This window comes from Acidiphilium sp. 20-67-58 (assembly GCF_002255515.1).
GTDB lineage: Bacteria > Pseudomonadota > Alphaproteobacteria > Acetobacterales > Acetobacteraceae > Acidiphilium.
This window is the reverse complement of the sequence record NZ_NCAS01000011.1, coordinates 84,314-106,936: the sequence shown is the minus strand read 5'-3', so window position 1 is coordinate 106,936 and position 22,623 is coordinate 84,314. Positions and strand designations below refer to the sequence as shown.

Genomic DNA, 22,623 nt, shown 5'->3' with positions numbered 1-22,623 from the left:
CACTTTTTCTATGGCACTTTCCGATCCTCTCGGACCGGATGCAGTGCCCTCGTCCCGCCATTCAGCCCCGCCGCCGCTCCAGCCCGAACGCCCAGGCCGCCACCGCCAGCCCCATCAGCGCGAGCGCAGCACCCAGCAGCGGCAGGCCGCGATACCCGATCCCCGCCCCCAGCGCCGCGCCGCCCAGCCACGCCCCGCCGGCATTGCCCAGATTGAACGCCCCCTGGTTGATGGTCGAAGCAAGATTCGGCGCATCCCGCGCATGATCGATCACCCGCGTCTGCAACGGCGAGACCAGGGTGAACACCGCCATCCCCCAGCCCGCCATCACCACCACGGCCACGAGGCCGAACGGCAGCACCGCCCGCAGCGCCACCAGCAGCACCGCGATCGTCGACAGCGTCGCGATGATCGTCCGCGCCGCCTGCCGGTCCGCAAGCCGCCCCCCGAGCAGCCCGCCCGCCGTCAGCCCGGCGCCGAACACCAGCAGCGCCACGCTCACCCAATGCGGCGACAGCCCGCCCACCCGTTCGAGCATCGGCGCGATATAGGTGAACACGCTGAACAGGCTCGCCGAGCTCAGCACCGCCATCAGCATGGCGAGCAGCACCTGCGAGCGTCCGAGAATCCGCACCTCGTTCAGCAGCCTGGCCGATCCGGCGCGCAGGTCGCGCGGCAGCAGCAGCGCGATCGCCGCCATCGCCACAAGGCCGATCACCGCCACGACCCAGAAGGTCGCCCGCCACCCCGCCGCCTGGCCGAGAATCGTGCCCGCCGGCACGCCAAGCACATTGGCGAGCGTGAGGCCGAGAAACACCAGCGCCACCGCCCGGGCCCGCTTCTCCCGCGGTGCCAGCTCCGCCGCGACGACCGAGCCGATCCCGAAGAACGCCCCGTGCGACAACGAGGTGACCACCCGCGCCGCCACCATCGTGTCATAGCCAGGCGCCAGCGCGCAAAGCGCGTTGCCCAGCACGAACACGCCCATCAGCCCGAGCAGCGCCGCCCGCCGCGGCCACCGCCCGACCAGCACCGCGAGGAACGGCGAGCCGAAGGTGACACCCAGCGCATAGGCGCTGACCAGGAACCCCGCGCGCGGGATCGAGACCGAGAAATCACGCGCGAGCTCTGGCACCAGCCCGACGATGACGAATTCGCTCGTGCCAATGGCGAAGCTCGCGACGATGAGCGCGAGTAAGGGGAGTTTCATGCCGGAATTCCGCGAAGAGAGAGCCGCAATGAACACGCCGCCGGCGCCGGCGGCAACGCCCCCCGGCGGAACTCAGCCCCGTGTCTGCGGGTTGTCGAACCGCGGCGAGCGCATCCGCTGGATCGCCTCGCGCAGCGCGCCGGCCAGATCCCGCCGCGCCGCATCCCCGAGCGCAAGCCCGACGATGTGGCGCGCCTCGCGGTTCGCGACCCAGACGAGCGGATTGCTTCCCGGCTGCTCCTCGATCTCGACGCGCAGCCATCCCGGCGCCAGCCGCACCTCGCTCCGCCGGCCGCCAGGCGTGGTCCTGGTGATGGTCAGCGCCTCGTCGGTCAGCACGATCGCCTCCGATGCCTTCGCCGCCCGCATGTTCATCGCATAAAGCGTGACCGCCAGCAGCAGATCCGCGCCGTTGAACCCGATCACCATGACCGCGCCGAGCCGCCACATCAGGCTGGTCACCAGCAGCGAGCCGACCGCCATCAGTCCGAACACGACAAACATGCCCCGCCGGCTCATGCTCCGGTGCGGCGTCAGCATCGCCTGGAAGATCAGCCGCCCTGGCGGCGCCACGGCCGTGCTCGCGATATCGGACATCACCCTATCTTCGCATCGAATCCAGGTTCCGCAAGCGCCCGAGCTTGCCAAATTCCCGTCCGAACCGCACTAATCGCCGATGCCGTCCGAAGAAGCCGCACACCCCAAGCAGCGCAGCACCGCCCGCCGCACCGCGCGCAAGATGAAGCAGGCGGATATCCGCCCTTTCCTCGACGCCATCGCCGCCGGCAACCCCGATCCGCGTACCGAACTGCAATATGCCGACCCCTTCACCCTCCTCGTCGCCGTCGTCCTCTCGGCGCAGACGACAGACGCCGCGGTGAACAAGGCGACCCCCTTCCTGTTCGCCGCCGCCCCCACCCCGGCGGCGATGGCCGCCCTCGGCGCCGAGGGCATCGGTCCGCATATCCGCTCGATCGGCCTCTGGCAGTCCAAGGCGAAGAACGTCGCCGCCCTCGCCCAGCTCCTCGTCGAGCGGCACGGCGGCGCCGTCCCCGCTGAGCGCGAGGCGCTCGAAGCCCTGCCCGGCGTCGGCCGCAAGACCGCGAATGTGGTGTTGAACGAAATCTTCGGCCAACCCACCATGGCGGTGGACACCCACATCTTCCGCCTCGGCAACCGCACCGGCCTCGCCCCCGGCAAGACGGTGCGCGAGGTCGAGGATGGCCTGATCAAGCGCATCCCGCCCGACCTGCTGCGCCGCGCCCATCACTGGCTGATCCTGCACGGGCGCTATGTCTGCAAGGCCCGCCAGCCCGAATGCTGGCGCTGCCCCGGCGCGCAATGGTGCGTCTTCACCCCCAAGCCCGCAGCACCCGTCCGGGCCCGCCGGGCATGAGCGCGTCCTCCGGCTTCCGCCTCGCGAAAACCCTCGGCCTCGCCGCCGTCGTCGCCTCCGCCGTCACCCAGGAATACGGCGCGGGAATCAACTTCGTGGTCCCCCAGAGCCTCGGCGTCTACCCCGACATCGGCGCGCTGGTGCCACTGGCGATGTTCGCGACCGGCCTCGTGATCTTCCTGAAGGTCTTTCTCTATGCCCGGTTCTCCAGCGCGATGCCGCGCGCCGGCTCGTCCTATGTCTGGACGGTGCGCGCCCTCAACCTGCCGCTCGGCTTCATCCTGCATTTCGTCTGGTGGGCCAGCATCACCGCGGCGATGGGCTTCATCGCCTTCGCCTTCGGCAATTTCCTCGGCAACGCGATGCTCAATGCCGGCTTCGCCGCCGGCCACACGCTGCTCTCGAAACCCGGCCATCTCGCCCTCGGCCTCGCCGCGCTCTGGATCATCTACGGCATCCATGTCGCCGGCATCCGCGATTACGGCCGCCTGGTCGTCATCCTGCTCGCCCTCGTCGTGGCCACCGCCCTCACCGTCGGCGTCATCGGCTTCGCCGCCGACCCCGCCGCCCTGCTGCACACCGCCGCGGCGCGCACCGGCATCGCCTTCACCCGCCCGGCCGCCGCCCCGCCGTTCGACCCGCACGCCTTCCTCGCCGTCTGCACCCTGTTCATCTTCGCCTACGGCGGGCTGTCCGGCGCGCCCGCCCTGTCGGGCGAGACCGAACGCGCCGAAACCGTGATGCCGCGCGGCATCGTCATCGCCTGGCTCACCTCGGTCGTGCTGTTCTCGCTGGTCGCCGCAGCCCTGCTGCACGCCGTGCCCTGGTGGGCGGCGCTCGACCTCATCCGCCACAAGCACGCCTCCCTCGTCACCGCCCCCGGCATCATCGGCCTCGCCGCACCGCGCCCGCTGGCCGCCGCGCTCGACCTCGTGATCGCGCTCATCGTCGGCAAGACGCTCGCGCCGCAGATGGTCGTCACCTCGCGCATGGTCTTCGCCTGGGCCGAGGACGGGCTGATCCCCGCCCGCTTCGCCGAAACCTCGCGCCGCCGCGCCCCGGTCGCCGCCCTCACCCTCACCGTCGTGCTCGCCTCGCTCTTCCTCGTGCAGGCGACCTATATCGGCTGGGCCTTCGGCATCGTCGCCCGCTCGGTCACCATCCTGCTGGTCTGGCTCGCCGTCGCCTGCGCCGCGCTCAACCTGCGCTACAACCCGCGCCATGCCAGCCATGGCTGGTCGGAACCCTTCCGCCGCGGCGTCATGGTCGTGCCCGTCGCCCTGCTATCGATCGTCGTCACCATCGCGCTGATCCGCTCGGTGCTGGTGCTGCCCCACGCGCCCTTCTACGTCCAGCCGCTGTTCCAGGGCGGGGTGATGGCGCTGATCGGCACGGCTCTCTACCTGCGCGCCCGCCGCGCCGCGCCTGACCTCGCCGCGATCACCGCAACGCTCCCCCTCGAATAGCGCCCCCTTCCGCGCCGCGCCGCAACGCCATATACGAACTGCATGGCAGCGACCCGACCCTTTCTGAAAATGCACGGCGCCGGGAACGATTTCGTCGTTCTCGATGCCCGCGCGCATCCGCTTGACCTCGCCCCCGCCGCCGCCGCCCGCATCGCCGACCGTCACCGCGGCGTCGGCTGCGACCAGATCATCCTGATCGAGCCGGACGACAGCGCCGCTGCCTTCATGCGCATCCTCAACGCGGACGGCTCGGAATCCGGCGCCTGCGGCAACGCCACACGCTGCGTCGCCGCGCTGCTCGCCGCCGAAACCGGCGCCCGCCACCTCACCATCCGCACCAATGCCGGCCTGCTGCCCGCCGACATCAAGGGCCCCACCTTGGTCGAGGTCGACATGGGCGTGCCGAAATTCGGCTGGGAAGACATTCCCCTGGCCGAACCGGCGGATACGCTCTCGCTCCGCCTCGCCCTCGGCCCGGTGCAGAACCCCGCCGCCTGCTCGATGGGCAACCCCCACGCCACCTTCTTCGTCGACGACCTGACCCACCTGCAGATCGAGACGATCGGCCCGAAGCTCGAACGCGCCCGCCTCTTCCCCGCGCGCGCCAATATCGGCTTCGCCCGGATCGACGCGCCGGACCGCATCCGCCTGCGCGTCTGGGAGCGCGGCGCCGGCCTCACCCTCGCTTGCGGCTCCGGCGCCTGCGCCGCCCTGGTCAATGCCCATCGCCGCGGCCTCGCCGCCCGCCGCGCCGAGATCGAGATGGACGGCGGCACCCTCACCCTCACCTGGCGCGACGACGGCCACGTGCTGATGGAAGGCCCCGTCGCCCTGGTCTTCGAGGGCGAGCTGGACGCCGCCACGCTCGCGCCATGAGCCTCGACATCCTCACCTTCGGCTGCCGCCTCAACGCCTTCGAGAGCGAGGTGATGCGCGGCCACGCCGAGGCCGCCGGGCTCGGCCGCGCCGTCATCGTCAACACCTGCGCCGTCACCGCCGAGGCCGAGCGCCAGGCCCGCCAGGCCATCCGCCGCGCCCACCGCGCCGACCCCGGCGCGAAAATCATCGTCACCGGCTGCGCCGCCCAGATCGACCCCGAAGCCTGGTCGAAAATCGAAGGCGTCGCCCGCGTGCTCGGCAATGCCGAGAAGCTCACGCCCGAGGCCTGGCAATCGGAAGCGCCGGTCCTGGTCGCCGACATCATGCAGCTCCGCCAGACCGCCGCCCACCTGATCGAGGGCTTCGGCACCCGCGCCCGCGCCTTCATCGAGGTGCAGCAGGGCTGCGATCACCGCTGCACCTTCTGCATCATCCCCTATGGCCGCGGCCCCTCGCGCTCAATCCCGCTCGGCGCCGTGGTCGAGCAGGTCCGCACCCTCGTCGCGAATGGCTACAACGAGGTCGTGCTCACCGGCGTCGACCTCACCTCCTACGGCGCCGACCTGCCCGGCGCGCCGAAACTCGGCCAGCTCTGCCGCCGCCTGCTCGCCGCCGTGCCGGACCTGCCGCGCCTGCGCCTCTCCTCGATCGACCCCGCCGAGATCGACGACGATCTCTGGCGCCTGATCGAAACCGAGCCCCGGCTGATGCCGCATCTGCATCTCTCGGTGCAGGCCGGATCGGACCTCATTCTCAAGCGCATGAAGCGCCGCCATCTCCGCCATCACGTCATCGAGGCCGCCGCCCGCGCCCGCGCGCTCCGCCCCGAAATCGCCCTCGGCGCCGACCTCATCGCCGGCTTCCCCACCGAAACCGAGGCGCATTTCGCCGAAACCCTCGCGCTGGTCGACGATGCCGGGCTCGACTATCTCCACGTCTTTCCCTTCTCCGCCCGCAAGGGCACGCCCGCCGCGCGCATCCCAGCCCTGCCGATGGTCGAGCGCCGCGCCCGCGCCGCCCGCCTGCGCGAAGCCGGCGCCCGCCGCGCCGAGGCCCGCTTCCGGGCGATGACCGGCACCACCGTCACCGCGCTGGCCGAAACCGAAACCACCGGCCACACCGAAACCTTCGCGCCGATCCGGTTTTCCGCACCCGTCACCCCGGGCGCGCTCATCACCGCGAGGATCACCGGCGCGGATGCCACCGGCGTGACCGCAGGAGCAGAATGATGGCGCTCGGCTTTCTCGCGCGGCTCAAATCCGGCCTCACCCGCAGCACCCAGAAGCTCGCCGCCGGCATCACCGACACCTTCACCAAGCGCAAGCTCGACGATGCGGCGCTGGAAGAGCTCGAAGACCTCCTCATCACCGCCGATCTCGGCCCCGCCGCCGCCGCCCGCGTCATCCGCGCCTTCCGCCGCACCCGTTTCGGCCAGGACGTCTCCGCGCCCGAAATCCGCGCGTCGCTGGCCGAGGAGGTTGCGAAAATCCTCGCCCCTGTCGCGCAGCCGCTCGATATCGACCGGAGCAAAAACCCGTTCGTCATCCTGATGGTCGGCGTCAACGGCACTGGCAAGACCACCACGATCGGCAAGCTCGCCCAATCCTATGGCGAGGCCGGCGCCAGGCCCCTGCTCGTCGCCGGCGACACGTTCCGCGCCGCCGCGGTCGAACAGCTCCAGGTCTGGGGCGAGCGCACCGGCGCGCCGGTAATGACCGGCCCCGCCAACGCCGACCCCGCCGGCCTCGCCTTCGACGCGATCGCCCGCGCCCGGCGCGACGGGCACGACATCGTGCTGATCGACACTGCCGGCCGCCTGCACAACAAGGCCGCACTGATGGAGGAGCTGCGCAAGATCATCCGCGTCATCCGCAAGCAGGACGAAACCGCCCCCCACGCCGTGCTGCTGACGCTCGACGCCACGACCGGCCAGAACGCCATCGCCCAGGTCGCCACGTTCAAGGAAATGGTCGACCTCACCGGGCTGATCGTCACCAAGCTCGACGGCTCGGCCCGCGCCGGCGTCGTCGTCGCCCTAGCCGAAACCGCCGCCCTGCCGATCCATGCCGTCGGCGTCGGCGAACAGGCGGCCGATCTCCGCCCGTTCGACGCCACCGAATTCGCCCGCGCGCTGACCGGCGCCGACGCCGACCGCCCCGCCTGAAGTCTCGCGCCGTCCCGGATCATCCGGAAACCCGACGATCCGCGCATTGCTGAATTTCAGCCGTTCCGATCCGATTGGATCGGATGTAGTGCTCTAGCATATTGATAAGTCGAGCATCTTTATCCGATCAGATGATTCCATCTGATCGGATGATGCTCTAAAAGGCGACCTGCCGTAGCGTGACGGCTCGCGCCGCCCCGCCTTACCAGTCGCGCCTCACCAGTCGCGCCGATGCCAGTGATGCCAGTGATGCCAGTGGTCATACGGCCGGTATCCGCCGTGATACCCAGCGCCGCGCCCGTGCAGCCGCGCATTGTTCGGCCGGTTGCCGATGAAGCGCCGATACGCCGAAATCCAGTCCCGCGCGATCATCCGCCGCGCTTCATCCAGCCCCAGCCGATGCGCGCAGACCAGCCGGGCCATCCGGGCCTCCAGCCGGTCCTTCGCAAAGGAGCCCCACTGCCCTCGCCCGAGATGCGGCTGCGGCCAGAGATTCGCCGGGCTGCTCGGCGACCCGCCGAGCGCGAGCGGGATCAGGTGATCCTCCTCGTATTTCCAGGGCCGCGAATCGGCATAGCCATAGCGCCGGATCTGCGCCTTCTTCAGCGGCTCGGTATAGGACACTGGCGGTCGCACCGTCCGCGTCCAGCCGCGCCGGCAGATCGTCGCATCGATCGTCGCCTCGCGCACCGCGGGGTTGATCGCCCCCGGCGTCAGCGCCGCATCGGGCAGCGGCGAAACCCCCCGCGCCGCCGCGACACCGCCGGCTAGCACCCAGGTTGCCGCGATCAGGCGTATCCATCTCATGACCAGAACCATATTTCGAACATAGCGTGAACGAGTTAATATCAGGTTAACGAAGTCAACCCAGCGCGCAATTTCGCCATCGCCCGCTCCAGCTTTTCCGGGCTCTGCGCGAAGCAGATCCGCAAATGCCCCTCGCCCGCCGCGCCGAACGCGATCCCCGGCGCCACCGCCACCTTGTGCGCACACCCCCTCGATCCGGGCGAAGGCATAAAGCCCGGCCGGCGGCGCGCTGTAGCGCACGCGGTTGAGCCCGGCGAGCCCGGCGCCGACGATCGCCCGCCCCTCGGCGCAGAATGCCCGGAACCCGGCGACATAGTCCTCGCAGTCCAGCGCCGCCAGCGCCGCCTCCTGCGCGAAGGGCGCCACGCCGGAATGGGTCGCCTCGATCAGCTCGCCCACCGCGTCCCGCTCGCCCTCCGGCAGCACCAGCCAGCCGACGCGGAATCCCGTCATCGCCCAGGTCTTCGACACCGAATTGGCGACGATCACCCGATCCTCCGGCCCCGCATGGTCCAGCGCCGAGGGCGCCGCCGCCCGCCCGTCGAAACTCAGCCGCGAATACACCTCGTCGGACAGCAGCCACACGCCCCGCCGCCGGCAGATCTCCAGGATCGCGACGATCTCCGCATCGCTCGCCATCCACCCGGTCGGATTGTTCGGCGAATTGAGGCAAAACACCCGCGCGCCGTCGAGCGCTGCGTCCAGCCGGTCGAGATCGAGGCGGAAACCGCCCATCCCATCCTCATCCAGCGGCAGCCGCATCACCTCGGCCCGCCGCGCCAGCGCCGCCCCGGCGAGGTTCGGCCATTCCGGCTCGTGGATCACCACCTTGTCGCCCTGCCGCAAGATCGCGGTGAACGCGACGCCGATAGCCGCCATGCCCGAGGCGGTCACCGCGATCCGCGTCTCCGCCACCGGTTTCGCATGCACCCGGCTCAGATATTCCGCCAGCGCGAGGCGGAGCGACAGCCGCCCCCGGCTGTCCACGTAATGCGTGTCCCCGGCCTCGACGGCGCGGATCAGCGCCGTCCGCGCCGCGTCCGGCGGCAGCCGGTCGGACTCGCCGAACGCCAGATTGTCCACCTCCGGGTCGGCAAAGGCCAGCCGCCCGATATCGCCGATCTTCGATCGCGGAATCCGAATGATATCCATTGACCACCCTGAAAGGCGGCGTCAGCCCGCGCGCACCACGCCGCGTTCGGTCGCCACCGCATGAAGGCGCGCATCCTGCGGCCCCACCGGCACCTCGTCCACCTCCTGCGATGCATAGGCGCACCCCAGCCGGAACGCATCGGGCAGGCCGGCGAGCGTGCGATCGTAATATCCCGCGCCATAGCCAAGCCGGTTGCCCCGCCGGTCGAAGGCCAGCAGCGGCACCAGCACGAAATCGGGCACGATCTCCTCGCCCTCGGGGTGCAAGGTGCCGAACCGCCCCGGCACCAGCGCCTCGCCACGCCGCCAGCGCCGGAAGATCAGCGGCAGGCCGCGCTTGGGCGTCACCGGCAGGCCGATCGCGTGCCCCCGCGCCTCCAGCTCGGCCAGCAACGGCCTGATGTCGATTTCAGCCCCGATCGGCCAGAACCCCGAAACCACCGCGCCGGCAGGCGGCGGGCACTGCTCCAGCACGACGGAGGCCAGCATCGCGCCGAGCGCGGGGTCAAGCCCGTCGCGCCGGTCGAGGGCAGCCTGTCGCGCCGCCGCCTTGCGGGCGATGAGATCGGTCTCGGTCATGATGTCGGGGAGAGGAACAAGAGTGCGAAGCCGCCCTGGCCGTTGGCGTTGACATCCTCCCAGAGCCTGCGTGAGCAGGTGGGCGCCGGAAATACCGGAACCACGGTTCCGACAGAGCCAGCTCCCTGGGAGATACTTACTGGCCCCGGGGATGTGCTTGCCTGACGCACCGGGCAGCCTCGCCCCATCTACTTAGGACTCCGCGAGGTCCGCTGCAATCTCTTCCGCACGCGCGGCGACGCGCCGCAGCCTTGCGACATGCTCGGGGGAAACGCCGGTGGGCTTCGCCGCCCGCAACGCCTCATGGGTTGCCCGCAAGTCGTGCAGCTCGTCGGCCAGCAGCAGCGCCGCCAATACCAGCAGCCGCGCCTCGCCGGTCTGCTCGCCGATCGCCTTGATGCTGCTCACCCGGCGGTCGATCTCGCCGGCCATCGCCTGCAAATGCCGCTCCTGGCCGTCCTCGCAGCTCACCGAATAGGAAAATCCGTTGATGCGGATGTTCACGTTCGCCATATCAACCCTGTTCCACCCGTTCGGCCTCGTCGAGCGCCGCGCGCAACTGCCCGATCATGCGATCCAGCGCGTCCTTGATGTCGTCGCGCCGCTCCGCCTCGGCGGGCTTCGCCACATGGGCGGCAATGCGCGCCAGCGCCGCTTCGAGCCGCTCGATCGCCTGAATTTCGGTTTCCTGCTCCACCATGCGATGCTTATCGCGGATTTTGCGTTACAATGAAAGCCGATTAACCCGAACCGCCATACAGGCCCGCAACACAACATGATCGCCGCCCTCAACCACGCATTGGCTCCCTGGATCGCCGCCTATGGCAGCGTCGCCGTTGCCGCGCTGATCATGCTGGAAAGCCTCGGCCTGCCGCTGCCCGGCGAAACCGCGCTGGTCTCCGCCGCGATCTATGCCGGCACCACCCACCGGATCGACATTTCGGCCCTCATCCTCGCCGCCGCGGCAGGTGCGATCGTCGGTGGCGCCGCCGGCTACTGGATCGGCCGCAATGCCGGCTACCCGATGCTGCTGCGCCATGGCCGCCATATCGGCCTGACCGAGCGCCGCCTGCGCGCCGGCCATTGGCTGTTCGAGAATCACGGCGGCAAGATCGTCGTCTTCGGCCGCTTCTTCGCGGTGATGCGCGCCCTCGCCGCCCTGCTCGCCGGCGTCACGGTGATGGACTGGCGCCGCTTCATCGGCTTCCAGGTCCTCGCCTGCCTGATCTGGGCCAGCGTCTATGGCGGCGTCGCCTATATTTTCGGCAAGCAGATCAACCGTTTCGCCGGCCCGCTCGGCGCAGCCGCGGCGGTCATCATCATCGGCGTCGGCGTGGCGATGGTCTTCCTCGCCCGCCGCCATGGCGACCGCCTCGAACGCGCCGCCGCCGACCGCGCCTCGCTCCCCGACAAGCTGCCGCAGAAGAGATGACTCCGACATTGCTGATCGCAGGCCTCGGCTATACCGGCCGGGCCGTCGCCACCGCTGCCCGCGAAGCGGGATTCGCCGTCACCGCCACTGCGCGCGACCCGGCGGGCAAATCCGCGCAAGCGGGCGTGGCGCTCATCCCCTTCGCCGATGCCGCCGCCGCCCTGCCGGACGCCACCCATCTCCTGCTCACCGCCGCGCCCGGCGAAGCGGGCGACCCGCTGCTCGCCCTCTGCGCCGATGCCATCGCCGCCGCCCCGGCGCTGCGCTGGATCGGCTATTTCTCCACGACCGGCGTCTATGGCGATCGCCAGGGCGGCGCCGTCGACGAAGCCACGCCGCCCGCCCCCGGCTCGCCGCGCACCCTCCGGCGGGTCGAGGCGGAGCAGAACTGGGCGGCGATGGCGAACGAGCGTCGCGCCGTCGACATCATCCGCCTCGCCGGCATCTACGGCCCCGGCCGCTCCGCCTTCGACGACCTGCGCGCCGGCACCGCCCGCCGGATCGACCGGCCTGAGCAGAAATTCAGCCGCATCCATGTGGACGACATCGCCGGCGGCACGCTCGCAGCCATCGCCACGGCGGCCGGCGGCGCGCGCATCCTCAACTTCGCCGATGACGAGCCGGCCCCGAGCGCCGATGTCATCGCCCATGCCGCATCCCTGCTCGGCATCGCCCCGCCGCCGCTGATCCCCTTCGACGAGGCGCGGCGCGGAATGTCGCCGATGGCGCTGTCCTTCTGGTCGGAAAACCGCATCGTGCGGAGCGAGGGCACCAGGGCGGCGCTGCGCCGTCCCTGGCGTTTTCCCTCCTACCGCGAGGGGCTCGAAGCCATCCTCGCGGCGGAAACCGAATTCTGAACGGAACAAACAAGCGTTCCGCCCCTCACCGGGCGAAAAACCTCCCTTCCCCCTTGGGCCGGGAGGGGAACAAAACTACTTCGCGGCGCGGGCGAGGCTCTGGCTGATCGCCGCCTCGGCGGATTCGCGGCCTTCCCAGCCGGTCACCTTCACCCACTTGCCCTTCTCCAGGTCCTTGTAATGGGTGAAGAAATGCTCGATCGCGTCGCGCGTGATCGCGGGCAGCTGGTCGATCTCGGTGATGCCGGAGAATTGCGGGTGGATCTTGTCATGCGGCACGCAGACGATCTTCTCGTCCTGCCCCGCCTCGTCCTCCATCCGCAGCACGCCGATCGGCCGCGCCCGGATCACCGCGCCCGGCACCACCGCCGCCGGCACCAGCACCAGCGCGTCCGCCGGGTCGCCATCGTCGGCGAGCGTGTTGGGGATGAACCCGTAGGCCGCCGGATAGGCCATCGGGGTGAACAGGAAGCGGTCCACCATCACCGCCCCGCTTTCCTTGTCGACCTCGTATTTCACCGCCGAACCCTGCGGGATCTCGATCACCACATGAATGTCGGACGGCGGCGCCTTGCCGGCCGGGATCTTGGTAACGTCCATGGCGAAACCTCCTGAATGATGTCGCGCGCCTTCTAGCCGTCCGGAAGGATATTGCCAATTGCCCCGCCCCGACGTCATACAGGCGCTGGGCGCCGGTAGCTCAATGGTTAGAGCGGACCGCTCATAACGGTTTGGTTGGGGGTTCGAGTCCCTCCCGGCGCACCACGCGGCCCATCCGCGTCACCCCCGCCGAACCGGCCCGCCAAACCGGCCCGCCAAACCGAAACGCCCCCGCACCGATAAAATGGCGCAAGGAGAATGGCGCAAAGAAAATGGCGTGGGTCTCTCGACCCACGCCAAGTAACGGGCGAACGCCGGGGAGCCGCGGCGCTATTGGCCCGGTGCACCCGCCCCGGTCGGGGCGGGGGACGCTGTGGGTTTGGCGCTGCCCGCAGCCGGGGCGGACGCCATGGTGATCATCGCCGGGTTATCCTCGCCATGCGCCGCCGCCGCCTTCGGATCGGGCTGGGCAAGCGCGGCGGGGCCGCGGAGATAGGGGAACGGGCTCGCAACCGGCGCGCCATAGAGTGGCTTGAACACGCCCTGGTGGCAGGTCGCGCAGTCCACCTTCGCCACATCGCCGGCCTGGCCAAGCATGGCCTTGGGGAAGGTGCCGGTCAGCGGCAGCAGGTAGTCGTTGTTGAGCGCGCGGACCATGTGCAGGCCATAATAGGCCGTCACCCGCTGCGGCGTGCTTTCCGACCAGTCGGCGAAGGCGCGGGTCTGGTGGCAGAAATCGCAGTTCACGCCCAGCGCGGTCGCGTAGTGCATCATCAGCGCATAGGTCCACTGGGTCTGCTGGATCGAGAGGCGGTTGCCGGCGGGCAGCGCGCTCGTGCCGGTCACCCGGATCGGCTCGTGCCCGAGCAGGAAGGGTGTGAGCGGATCGGCCGCCAGCGCCGAGCCATCCGCCACCGCCGAGGGCCGCGCCTCGCCGCTGTTGGTCTGCAGCAGCCCACCCGCATGCGGCGGAGCGACGCCCTCGAACCAGACCCGGCTCGGCACGTTGTTGCCCCGATGGCAGGTATAGCAGGTGACGCCGACATTCTTCACATGCGTCTGCCAGTCAGCATTGACGAAGATCGTCATCTCCAGCATCCGCCGCGCGACCCGCTTCTGATACTTGGCGTCGGACGCGAAATTGCCGGCGACGTGGCAGTAGCCGCAGCCCTGTTTCGGCGCGACCCACTGCACCATCGAGACCATGATCCGCGCGAAGGCGCCGGCCGGAACGTTCTTGAGCACCTGAACGTTCTTGTAGATCGTGCCGGCCGGCGGCCCGGCATTGTTCTGCGGCAGGGCGGAGGGGGCCTGGTTGGCGGCGAAGGCGGCGGCGATCACCGCCGGGCTGTATTCGACCTGCTGGCCGGTGCCGCGATAGCCGCGCTGCACCGAGCGGACCGTGGGCGGCTGCAAGGTCAGCACGCCGAGGACCATCGCCGTCATGCCGCCGATCAGGGCGAGCAGGGTGATCGTGACTTTCATGGCATTGTCCCCTTGCCCGCGGCCGCACCCTGCGCCGGATCGGCGACATGCCCGTAGATGTGCGGATAGGCCGGCGCCACATGGTGCTTGATCGCCCACAGGAACCAGTTGTCGACAACGGTGCCGGTCAGCAGGATGCCGATCCCGCCGGTCAGCGTGGTCAGCACCGCGAACCACCAGGCCCAGCGATGGATGCTCTCCATCGTCGCGTTGAACCCCATCGTCCAGCGCCAGAACAGCGCGGCGCGCTCCGATGCGGTGCCCCGGTCCACCGTCTGCTCCACCTCGCGCTCGCCGCCGAACCGGCTGACGGCGAGAATGGTCGCGCCATGCATCGCGAACAGCAGGACCGAGCCATACAGGAACACGATCGAGAGCATGTGGAACGGATCGTAATACAGGTTGCCGTATCGCAACGAGAACGCGACGGTCCAGTCGAGATGCGGAAAGATGCCGAAGGGCGGCGCCTCGCCCCAGCTGCCCATCAGCAGCGGGCGGATGAAGCCGAGCACGAGGAACAGCCAGATGGCCGAGGCGAAGGCCCACGCGGTATGAGTGCCGAGGCCGAGCTGCTTCGAGCGGCGATAGACCCGCATCCACCAGAGCAGCAGCGAGGTGGTCAGGAAGAACCCGGCCAGCAGCCACCATCCGCCCTGGTCCATCGGCGGCAGCCGCAGCCCGTAGGCCGGCGGCGGCGGTTCGAGCGCGAGCCATGGCAGGTCGCGCACGAAGCGGATCGGGTTCCAGTTCACCGAGGCCATCATGTTCAGCCCGATGATCTCGAAGGCGATCAGGCCGCAGGCGATGGAAGCGACGCCGAGCGAGCCGAGATAGATCGGGCCGACCTGGGCGTTGCCGATCTGGCCGAGCAGGTAGCTGAAGAACGGCTTGCCCTGCCGGCCCCACACACCCGCCGGCGCCGGAACGCCGTCATGCAGTGGCCCACGGATCTGCACCCGCGTGAAGATGTTCTGATATTCGATCATCCGAGCCCCCGGACTGCTTGAAGGTTATGACTGGTGCGGTCTTGCATGGCGCACCTCAATGACCGCCGAACTGCCAGATCGGCAGGTGCAGCCACCACCCCCACCACGAGGGCCAGCCCTGGGTCCAGAACGGGCCGGAGAGCAGGATGCAGGTGGCGCTGGCGAACCCCGCCCCGAGGGCGAGGAACAGGCCGAGCCGGTGAATGCCCAGCGTGCCGATCGAGTAGCCGATGAAATCGCGGAAGAACGTGTCCTCGTGCTCGGCGAACTTCACCGTCTCGCCCGCCGGCGGGTTGATCGCGGCCAGAACCAGCGATCCGTGCAGCGCGAGGGCGAGCGTCGTCGTGAAGAACAGCGTCACGGCGACCATGTGCATCGGGTTGTATTCGAAATTGAGATAGGCGTATCCGGTGTTCGACACCCAGTCGAGATGGCTCATGATGCCGTAGGGAAAGCCGTTGCCCCAGGCGCCCATCAGCAGCGGGCGGATGACCTCGAGCGTGACATAGGCGAAAATCGCGACGCTGAACGCCGCCGGCACGTGCAGCCCGATCCCGAGCTTGCGGCTGATCTCCACCTCGCGCAGCGCCCAGGAGCCGAAGGCGCCGATCGCGCAGACCGTGATGATCTGCCAGAGCCCGCCCTTGGCCAGCGGCGCGAGGCCGAGCCCATAGGAAAGGTCGGGCGGCGCGATGTTGATCTGCCAGATATTCCAGGTCGGCCCGAGCGCCGCACCCCAGATGATCAGCGCCGTGCCGAGCATGATGAAGAAGGCGGCGGTCACACCGAAGAAGCCGACATAGAACGGCCCGACCCAGAAATCGAACAGGTCCCCGCCGATCAGGGTCCCGCCGCGGACGCGGTATTTTCTTTCAAAACTGAGCAGTGCCATCGGGCAGTTCCTCACCGTTCGGTTGGGGCCCCTCCCCCCGGCGTGGTCGGCACGAGCCGACCGGCGCCGGGGTCATCTGGAGGGGTTTGGCAGGCCCCGTTACTTGTTTGCCGGCATGGCCGACTGCTGCTGCACCGCCGACATCGCCGGTGCGCCGCCGAGCCAGTCGAAACGCGGCGTGCTCAGCAGGATGAAGTGGATCAGGATCGCCAGCGCGAACAGGAACACGCCGAGCGCGGTCAGCACCCTGCGCGGATCGAAAAGAAGCCACATGCGCCACATGGTCTGTCCTCCCTTATCCGATACGCGAGGTGAGCATCTTCACCCCGATATGCGCGTTATCCAGGAACCCCGTGACATAGCCGTGCGGCCCCGGGATCCACGGGCGCCACTGCCACACCAGGAAGTGGGCAATGATCGCGATGACGGTGAAGCCGATGAAACTGGCGATGAAGATCGAGTGGAACTCCTTCGCCTCCCGTTCGGTCAGGCCGGATAACGACCCTTCCCGATCATGTGTGGTCATGGACATCAGACTGTTATCCTCGTTGTGGCCGGCGCGGTTGCCCGTGCCTGCCAGTTCCGCGCGAACCCCGCGCGGGGGGACAGCCGGCGCCTTGCGGCGGGCGGCCGATGGGGGAGCCTCGCCGCTGGGGCAAGCAGGAGGGGCAGCGCCAGGCTCGGCCCGGGTGCTGATCTGTCAGGTGAAGCGGTCATGCCGGCACCGTCTCGCGCAGCGCCACGGCGACATGCGCCGCCTCGACGCGCTCGGCACCCGCCTCGCGCGCGCACCGCTCGGCGCTGTCGCGCAGCCGCTTGGCCGCGGAAATCCGGATCAGGAACGGCTCATGGGCGAGATGCCGGTCGAGTGCTGCGGCCGCATCCGGGGCCCAGGCCTCGCCCGCATCGGCGCGCGCCGGCGTCGGCTCGATCCGGTCGAGATCGGTGCCGAGCGGCAGGATGTTGAACAGCGCGTCGAACAGCGCGTTGCAGTATTCCTGCACGACATAGGTCGCACCCGCATACCCCATGAACGGCGTGCCGGTCGCGCGGCGGATGATCGCGCCCGGAAACGATGCCGGAATATAGACCGACCGTCCGCCGCGCTCCGCCGCATACATCCGCTCGTTATACGAACCGAACAGCACCAGCGGCGGGTTCGCCGCCATCGCCGCGCGCACCGCGTCGTTGTCCGGCTTCACCCCGGGGCGACGGGAAATCGCGAAGCTGCACGCAATGCCGAGATCATCCTCGAGCAGGCGGCGCAGGCCGCGGGCATAGGTCTCGGTCGCCACCACCCCGAACGACGAGGTCGCGAAGAAATCCTGCGTCACGCTCCGCCACAGATCCCAGATCGGCTTGATCGTGGTCTCCTTCTCGCGGGCGATGAACGGCTCGGGATCGACACCGGCCAGCTCGCCGAGCTTGCGCAGGAAATTCGTGGTCGCGAAAATCCCCATCGGCGCCATCAGGTAGGGCTTGTCCAGCGCCTCGCAGAGCTTGCGGCCGAATTCGCGATAAAGGCAGACATTGACATCCGCGTCGGCCAGCCGCGGCGTGTCCTTGAGGTCCGCGCCGAGCGGAAAGGTCAGGTTGACCTCGCAGCCGATCCCCTCGACCAGCCGGCGGATCTCGGCGAGATCGGATGGCATGTTGAACGTGCCATAGATCGGCCCGATGATGTTGACGCGCGGCTTGCCCGCCTTGCGCTCCGGGCGCTTCGCCTTCGCGTTGCCAAACTCGTTCCACAGCCACACCATCGCCCGGTCGGCGGACTGCCACTGGTCCTCGTCGATCGTGCGCGGCAGGAAGCGCCGCAGGTTGGAGCCCTCCGGCGTCACCCCGCCGCCGATCATCTCGGCGATCGAGCCGGTGACGACGACCGCGGGCACCTTCTGGTCGCCGATCCCGGCGGCGCGCTTCATCGGCCCCTCGGTGCCGCTCATCGAGAGCGCCTCCTCGTCGAGCCCCGTCACCACGATCGGCAACTCGTGCGGCGGCAGCGCGTCGGTGTAATGCAGCACCGCCGTCACCGGCAGGTTCTCGCAGCCCACCGGCCCGTCGATGACGACGCGCAACCCCTTGATCGCGGCGAAGGCGTATACAGCGCCCCAATACCCGCCCGCCCGGTCATGATCCTGCACCAGCATCAGGAAACCTCCTCCGCCTGCGCCGCATCGCCGGCGAAGAAGCCGATCATCCGGCCGAACCGCTCGCGCCCGCGCGTCTGCGCCGTGACGATCGCAGCGAGCGACGCAGCACCGGATGCGCCAAAAATCGGCCGCGATGATACGATGTTGGTGAAATAGACGGCCGGCACACCCGCCTCCTTCGCCGCCTGCACCAGCGGCGTGGTGCCGAAGGCGAGGTCGGGGCGAACGTCGCGCAGCGCCGCGCAATCCTGTTCGAGCGAGGCGCGGAACTGCACATGCGTGCCCTGCTGGGCAAGCCAGGCGCGGTCCGCCTCGCTCCACGGCGTCGCCGGCAGCGCGGTGCCGACATAGGGGATTTCCGCCCCCGCCTCGATCAGCAGCCGCGCGACCAGCAGCTCCGACCCCTCGTAACCCGAAACGATCATCCGCGCCGAAACCGGGTTGGCGGCGAGTGCTGCGCGCACCGGCGCGATCGCCGCGGCCTTCGCCCGGTCGATCCGCACCGCCTCGATCCCGGCGATGCGACCGACGGCGTCGAGCCAGTCGGCCGTCGCCTCCTCGCCCACCGGCGCCGAGCCGATCAGCTTGCGGCCCGCGGCCTCGAATTCCCGCGCGCTGGCGGTATAGAACGGATGCACCGCGGCGGCCGCGACGCAATCGAGCGCGCCGTACAGATCCCGCCACTCCCGTGCCGGCACCGCCGGCCCGACGCCGAGCCCCATCGGCGCCAGCATCGCCGCAACCCCTGGCGGATCGGCCGGAAACAGCTCGCCCAGCAGGGTGATCCGCCGCTCCTCGGCAAGCCCCGTGCGCGGCCGCGCCACCGCCCCGGCCTCGGCCTCGCGCCGGGCATAGCGCAGCATCGCCCCGGCCAGCACGTCCTTCGCCTCGGCATGGGTCGGCACGCCGAAGCCCGGCACGTCGATGCCGATCACCCGCACACCATCGATCTCCCGCGGCAGCAGGTCGAGCGGCACGCCCGAAGCGGTCGGCACGCACAGATTGATGACAACGACGGCGTCATACGCGTCCGGCTGCGCCGTCCGGCGCACCGCGTCTCGGATATCCTCGAAGAGCTGGCCGGTGACCAACGTCTCGGAATCGAACGGCACGTAGCCGACGCTGCGGCGCGCCCCGTAGAAATGCGAGGTGAAGGTAAGACCATAAACGCAGCAGGCCGAGCCGGACAGGATCGTCGCCACCCGCCGCATCCGCAGGCCGACGCGCAACGACCCGAAGGCCGGGCACATCGATTGCGGCTGGTCGTGCGGCCCCTGCGGGTAATCGGCGGCGAGCCGCTCCAGCACGGCGGACTTGCCGGCGGCGCGGGCGGCCTCGCGCATCGTCTCCCGCCCGCCATGGCAGCCGGCTTCCTGCGGCCGCGCGATCGTTCCCTCCGGCGGGGGCATGATCAGGCCCCCTCGTAGACGACTTCGAGGGAGGGCCGGTTCAGCACGTCCGAACCGCACATGTCCTCGAGGCTCGCCGGATCCAGCACCACGCCGCGGCCCACCACGTCGCCCTTGAACAGGCCGAGCAGCCCGTCCTGGGTCAGCGGCGTCGGGCGGATCGGCGGCGCCTCGGCCACCTGCACGCCCAGCGCCTCGAACAGCGGCGCCCAGCGCCCGCCGGGCCGCCCGACAATCTCGTAATTCGCCGATTTGCGGCGGATATCCTCATCCGCCGGGATCGCGGCCAGCACCGGAATCCCCGCCGCCTCGGCGAAGGCCTGCGCCTCGCCGGTGCCGTCATCCTTGTTGATCACCAGCCCGGCAACGCCGACATTGCCGCCGAGCTTGCGGAAATAATCCACCGCCGAGCAGACATTGTTGGCGACATAGAGCGATTGCAGGTCGTTCGAGCCGACCACGATCACCTTCTGGCACAGATCGCGCGCGATCGGCAGGCCGAACCCGCCGCAGACCACGTCGCCCAGGAAGTCGAGCAGCACGTAATCGAAATCCCACTGGTGAAAGCCGAGCTTGTCGAGCAGTTCGAACCCGTGGATGATCCCGCGTCCGCCGCAGCCGCGCCCGACTTCCGGGCCGCCCAGCTCCATGGCGAACACCCCGTCGCGCTTGAAGCAGACATCGCCGATCTCCACCGCCTCGCCGGCGGCCTTGCGCCGCGCCGAGGTCTCGATGATCGTCGGGCACGACTTGCCGCCGAACAGCAGCGAGGTCGTGTCGCTTTTCGGGTCGCACCCGATCAGCAGCACCCGCTTGCCGAGCTGCGCCATCGAATACGACAGGTTGGCGAGGGTGAAGCTCTTGCCGATCCCCCCCTTGCCATAGATCGCGATGATCTGGGTCTTCTTCGCCGGATTCGCGCTCGCGCCAATCTCGGTATCCGGAGCCGTGCGGCCGGCGCTTGCGTTCATGTCATGTCTCTCCAGTCGATGAGCAGTTTGAGGCAGGAATCGTCGTTGAAGGCGGCGGAATAGGCTTGCGCCGCGTCCGCCGCCGGCACCCGGTGCGTCACCAGGCCGGACAGATCGAGCCGCCCCGCCGCGACCAGTGCTGCGACATCGGCGAGATCCTCCGGCTGCCACTGGGCGGCGATGGCAATCCGCGCCTCGCGCATGAAGGCCGGGGGAAAGGCAAAGCCGAGCGGCGCGGCGTAAAACCCGGCGAGGGTGATCATCCCCCCCGGTGCCAGGCGCCCGATCAGCCGGTCGAGAATTGCGGAATCGCCCGAGGCGTCGATGATCGTGCGATAATCCCGCCGCGGGTCGTCCGCCGCAGCGCGCACCTCGTAGCCCTGCGCCCCGGCGAACCGCGCCACCCTGGTTTCCCAGACCACCGGCGCGCCGCCATCGAGCGTCGCGAGGCGGGCGATCAGCCGGCCGAGAACGCCATGCCCGACGATCAGCTCCGGCGCGCCGCCGGCAATCCTGATCGCATGCCGGGCCGTCGCCGCCAGCGCCAGCAGGGTCGCATGCGCGCCGAGGGCGGCGGGAACCCGCACCGCCCGCTCGGCCGGCACCACCAGATGTCTGGAATCGGCGCCGAACAGCGCGCGCATCTCGCCGAAGCAGCGGGCGCCCGGAACAAACACCGTCTCGCCCATCCGGCCGCGCACTTCGCGCCCGGTCTCGACGATCGTGCCCGTCGCCTCGTAGCCCGGCACCAGCGGATAGCCCATGCCCGGAAAGGACGGCATCTCGCCGGTGTAGATCAGCTTCTCCGTGCCGGTGCTCACGCCCGACCACGCGACCTCGACCACCACATCCGTGGCCGCGGGCGGATCGAGCCTCACCCGCCGGAGCGACAGGTCTAACGGTCTTTCGATGATGATGGCGAGACTGTCGAGCAAGGCACGTCCCCTCTGGAGTGCCGCGAGCCGTGCGGTCGTATTGTAAATGTCAGCTTACAAGTACAAAACAAAATGTCAATTTAAACTTACAGTCAACGTTTCTTTTATCGCGCCGGCTCAACCGGCGCGCGCCGCGATCAAACCGGTCAGCAGCGGCTGCGGCGTGGCGATCTGCCGCGCCCCGATGAAGCCGGCGCGCTCGGCCATCGCGGCAAGCTCCGCCGCGCGCCGCGCCCGGCCGCGCCCCATCGCCAGCAGGTAGAACCCGAAATAGGCATCGCCGACCGGCGCCGCCCCCGCGGCGGCGGCCAGCGGCTCGGCGATCAGCAGTGTCGCGCCCGGTTGCAGGCAGGCGCGGACATTGCGCAGGATCGCCATCGCATCGTCGTCGTCGTGATCGTGCAGCACCCTGACGAGGGTGGCGATGTCCGCCCCCTCCGGCAGCCGGTCGGCGCGCATGTCGCCGCCCCACGCGGCGGCCCGCCCGGCGAGCCCCGCGCGGGCGAAGCGGGCCCGCGCCAGCGCCGCCACGTCCGGCAGGTCGAACAGCATGAGCGCGAGCGCCGGCGCGCGGGCGGCCACCGCCTCGAGAAACCGGCCATCGCCGCCGCCGACATCGAGAATCCGGCGGTGCCGGCGGAATTTCCAGGCGGCGAGGATCCCCGCGGCGATCATCGGCTGCGACGCCGCCATCAGCTGCGAATAGGCATCCGCCCGCGGCGCGTCGCCGCCCTCATACGGCCAGAACCCGGCCAGGGTCGCGTCCGTCTCGCCGCGCAGCAGCCCGACCGGATCGGCGAGGTCGCGATAGAGCAGCGCATGATGCCGAACCATCGCCGCGATGCCCGGATTGGCAAGCAGCGCAGCACCCAGCGGGCCAAGCGCCACGCGTGCGCCATCGGTCTCCAGCAGCCGCAGCGCCGCCCCCGCACGCGCGAGCCGCAGCAGCGCGGCCGGCGCGAGGCGGCAGCGCGCGGCGAGATGCTCGACCGTCTCCGCCCCCGCCGCCAGCTGGGCGAACAGGTCGAGTTCGACGCAGGCCGCAAGCGTCTGCGAATAGACGAAGCCGGCGCAGAGATCGAACAGTGCCCGCGCCTCCCGCCGCGCCACGAACCGGGTCGGCGGGAAGCGCGCCGCAAGATCCTGGAAGGTGCCGTTCGCAAGCAGCCGGTTGCGCAAATCCCGCCAGCGCCGCAGCCAGGCCGGCACCGGCGGATCCACGAAGCCCGACACGCTCGCCGTCACCGTGC

At 69.7% G+C, this 22,623-nt stretch carries 24 protein-coding genes, 1 tRNA gene and 1 other RNA gene; 8 read left to right on the top strand and 18 right to left on the bottom strand.

Features of this window, described 5'->3' with window-relative positions; all coding sequences use genetic code 11:
* Positions 1–61 precede the first annotated feature (61 nt).
* On the bottom strand, positions 62–1,210 hold the full coding sequence (locus B7Z76_RS06100) for an MFS transporter (protein ID WP_291342776.1): 1,149 nt from the start codon (positions 1,208–1,210) through the stop codon (positions 62–64).
* Positions 1,211–1,282: 72 nt separating this feature from the next.
* Positions 1,283–1,807 carry a DUF2244 domain-containing protein gene (locus B7Z76_RS06095; protein WP_174503581.1) on the bottom strand — a complete coding sequence of 175 codons (525 nt, stop codon included), beginning with the start codon at positions 1,805–1,807 and terminating at the stop codon, positions 1,283–1,285.
* A gap of 142 nt (positions 1,808–1,949) precedes the next feature.
* Between B7Z76_RS06095 and nth the strand changes: the two genes are divergently transcribed.
* From nth to ftsY, 5 genes are read left to right on the top strand one after another with little or no spacing between them, the layout of a single operon-like run.
* A complete protein-coding gene (nth, locus tag B7Z76_RS06090; protein ID WP_201712642.1) occupies positions 1,950–2,606 on the top strand; it encodes an endonuclease III in 657 nt (218 codons plus the stop codon).
* The gene (locus B7Z76_RS06085; RefSeq protein WP_174503579.1) at positions 2,603–4,072 is read left to right on the top strand and encodes an APC family permease; all 1,470 of its coding nucleotides are present in this window, start codon (positions 2,603–2,605) and stop codon (positions 4,070–4,072) included. Before nth ends, B7Z76_RS06085 begins: the two co-directional genes overlap by 4 nt.
* A gap of 42 nt (positions 4,073–4,114) precedes the next feature.
* Entirely contained in the window at positions 4,115–4,948 is an 834-nt protein-coding gene (dapF, locus tag B7Z76_RS06080) for a diaminopimelate epimerase (RefSeq protein WP_291342773.1), read from the top strand.
* Positions 4,945–6,180: a tRNA (N(6)-L-threonylcarbamoyladenosine(37)-C(2))-methylthiotransferase MtaB gene (gene mtaB / locus B7Z76_RS06075; protein ID WP_174503577.1), complete on the top strand. Its 1,236-nt coding sequence runs from the start codon at positions 4,945–4,947 to the stop codon at positions 6,178–6,180. Before dapF ends, mtaB begins: the two co-directional genes overlap by 4 nt.
* Positions 6,180–7,115, top strand: a complete 936-nt coding sequence (ftsY, locus tag B7Z76_RS06070; RefSeq protein WP_174504848.1) for a signal recognition particle-docking protein FtsY — start codon at positions 6,180–6,182, stop codon at positions 7,113–7,115. Before mtaB ends, ftsY begins: the two co-directional genes overlap by 1 nt.
* 216 nt (positions 7,116–7,331) lie before the next feature.
* Here ftsY and B7Z76_RS06065 read toward each other — a convergent pair whose 3' ends face one another.
* The 5 genes from B7Z76_RS06065 to B7Z76_RS06045 form a co-directional block, all read right to left on the bottom strand.
* A complete protein-coding gene (locus B7Z76_RS06065) occupies positions 7,332–9,074 on the bottom strand; it encodes an aminotransferase class I/II-fold pyridoxal phosphate-dependent enzyme (protein WP_291342770.1) in 1,743 nt (580 codons plus the stop codon).
* 21 nt (positions 9,075–9,095) lie between these two features.
* Complete coding sequence (locus B7Z76_RS06060) at positions 9,096–9,653, bottom strand: 5-formyltetrahydrofolate cyclo-ligase (protein ID WP_174503574.1); 558 nt, start codon at positions 9,651–9,653, stop codon at positions 9,096–9,098.
* Positions 9,654–9,676: 23 nt separating this feature from the next.
* Positions 9,677–9,836: non-coding RNA, 6S RNA (gene ssrS / locus B7Z76_RS06055), on the bottom strand.
* 9 nt (positions 9,837–9,845) lie between these two features.
* Complete coding sequence (gene zapA, locus B7Z76_RS06050; protein WP_174503573.1) at positions 9,846–10,166, bottom strand: cell division protein ZapA; 321 nt, start codon at positions 10,164–10,166, stop codon at positions 9,846–9,848.
* Between the two features lies 1 nt (position 10,167).
* Positions 10,168–10,353: a hypothetical protein gene (locus B7Z76_RS06045; RefSeq protein WP_174503572.1), complete on the bottom strand. Its 186-nt coding sequence runs from the start codon at positions 10,351–10,353 to the stop codon at positions 10,168–10,170.
* A gap of 75 nt (positions 10,354–10,428) precedes the next feature.
* Here B7Z76_RS06045 and B7Z76_RS06040 point away from each other — a divergent pair, with 75 nt between their 5' ends.
* Together B7Z76_RS06040 and B7Z76_RS06035 are read left to right on the top strand one after the other, a co-directional pair.
* Positions 10,429–11,085 carry a DedA family protein gene (locus tag B7Z76_RS06040; protein WP_174503571.1) on the top strand — a complete coding sequence of 219 codons (657 nt, stop codon included), beginning with the start codon at positions 10,429–10,431 and terminating at the stop codon, positions 11,083–11,085.
* Positions 11,082–11,942 carry an SDR family NAD(P)-dependent oxidoreductase gene (locus tag B7Z76_RS06035; protein WP_174503570.1) on the top strand — a complete coding sequence of 287 codons (861 nt, stop codon included), beginning with the start codon at positions 11,082–11,084 and terminating at the stop codon, positions 11,940–11,942. Before B7Z76_RS06040 ends, B7Z76_RS06035 begins: the two co-directional genes overlap by 4 nt.
* 75 nt (positions 11,943–12,017) lie before the next feature.
* Here B7Z76_RS06035 and ppa read toward each other — a convergent pair whose 3' ends face one another.
* A complete protein-coding gene (gene ppa / locus B7Z76_RS06030) occupies positions 12,018–12,542 on the bottom strand; it encodes an inorganic diphosphatase (protein WP_174503569.1) in 525 nt (174 codons plus the stop codon).
* 89 nt (positions 12,543–12,631) lie between these two features.
* Here ppa and B7Z76_RS06025 point away from each other — a divergent pair.
* Positions 12,632–12,707: transfer RNA gene (locus tag B7Z76_RS06025), tRNA-Ile, on the top strand.
* 165 nt (positions 12,708–12,872) lie between these two features.
* Here B7Z76_RS06025 and pufC read toward each other — a convergent pair.
* The 10 genes from pufC to B7Z76_RS05975 all read right to left on the bottom strand — a co-directional run bounded on the left by pufC (position 12,873) and on the right by B7Z76_RS05975 (position 22,606).
* Positions 12,873–14,027: a photosynthetic reaction center cytochrome PufC gene (pufC, locus tag B7Z76_RS06020; RefSeq protein ID WP_291342767.1), complete on the bottom strand. Its 1,155-nt coding sequence runs from the start codon at positions 14,025–14,027 to the stop codon at positions 12,873–12,875.
* A complete protein-coding gene (gene pufM, locus B7Z76_RS06015; protein WP_174503567.1) occupies positions 14,024–15,013 on the bottom strand; it encodes a photosynthetic reaction center subunit M in 990 nt (329 codons plus the stop codon). Before pufM ends, pufC begins: the two co-directional genes overlap by 4 nt.
* A 55-nt stretch (positions 15,014–15,068) precedes the next feature.
* Complete coding sequence (gene pufL, locus B7Z76_RS06010) at positions 15,069–15,905, bottom strand: photosynthetic reaction center subunit L (protein ID WP_174503566.1); 837 nt, start codon at positions 15,903–15,905, stop codon at positions 15,069–15,071.
* A gap of 99 nt (positions 15,906–16,004) precedes the next feature.
* Positions 16,005–16,187, bottom strand: a complete 183-nt coding sequence (gene pufA / locus B7Z76_RS06005) for a light-harvesting antenna LH1, alpha subunit (RefSeq protein ID WP_174503565.1) — start codon at positions 16,185–16,187, stop codon at positions 16,005–16,007.
* A gap of 13 nt (positions 16,188–16,200) precedes the next feature.
* Complete coding sequence (gene pufB / locus B7Z76_RS06000) at positions 16,201–16,437, bottom strand: light-harvesting antenna LH1, beta subunit (RefSeq protein ID WP_371808626.1); 237 nt, start codon at positions 16,435–16,437, stop codon at positions 16,201–16,203.
* Positions 16,438–16,618: 181 nt separating this feature from the next.
* A complete protein-coding gene (gene bchZ / locus B7Z76_RS05995) occupies positions 16,619–18,055 on the bottom strand; it encodes a chlorophyllide a reductase subunit Z (RefSeq protein WP_174503564.1) in 1,437 nt (478 codons plus the stop codon).
* A complete protein-coding gene (gene bchY / locus B7Z76_RS05990; RefSeq protein WP_174503563.1) occupies positions 18,055–19,467 on the bottom strand; it encodes a chlorophyllide a reductase subunit Y in 1,413 nt (470 codons plus the stop codon). Before bchY ends, bchZ begins: the two co-directional genes overlap by 1 nt.
* A gap of 2 nt (positions 19,468–19,469) precedes the next feature.
* Positions 19,470–20,438, bottom strand: a complete 969-nt coding sequence (locus B7Z76_RS05985; RefSeq protein ID WP_174503562.1) for a chlorophyllide a reductase iron protein subunit X — start codon at positions 20,436–20,438, stop codon at positions 19,470–19,472.
* Entirely contained in the window at positions 20,435–21,373 is a 939-nt protein-coding gene (bchC, locus tag B7Z76_RS05980; protein WP_291342764.1) for a chlorophyll synthesis pathway protein BchC, read from the bottom strand. The genes B7Z76_RS05985 and bchC overlap by 4 nt, the downstream gene beginning before the upstream one ends.
* A gap of 117 nt (positions 21,374–21,490) precedes the next feature.
* A complete protein-coding gene (locus tag B7Z76_RS05975) occupies positions 21,491–22,606 on the bottom strand; it encodes a methyltransferase (RefSeq protein WP_291342763.1) in 1,116 nt (371 codons plus the stop codon).
* Positions 22,607–22,623: the final 17 nt, after the last annotated feature.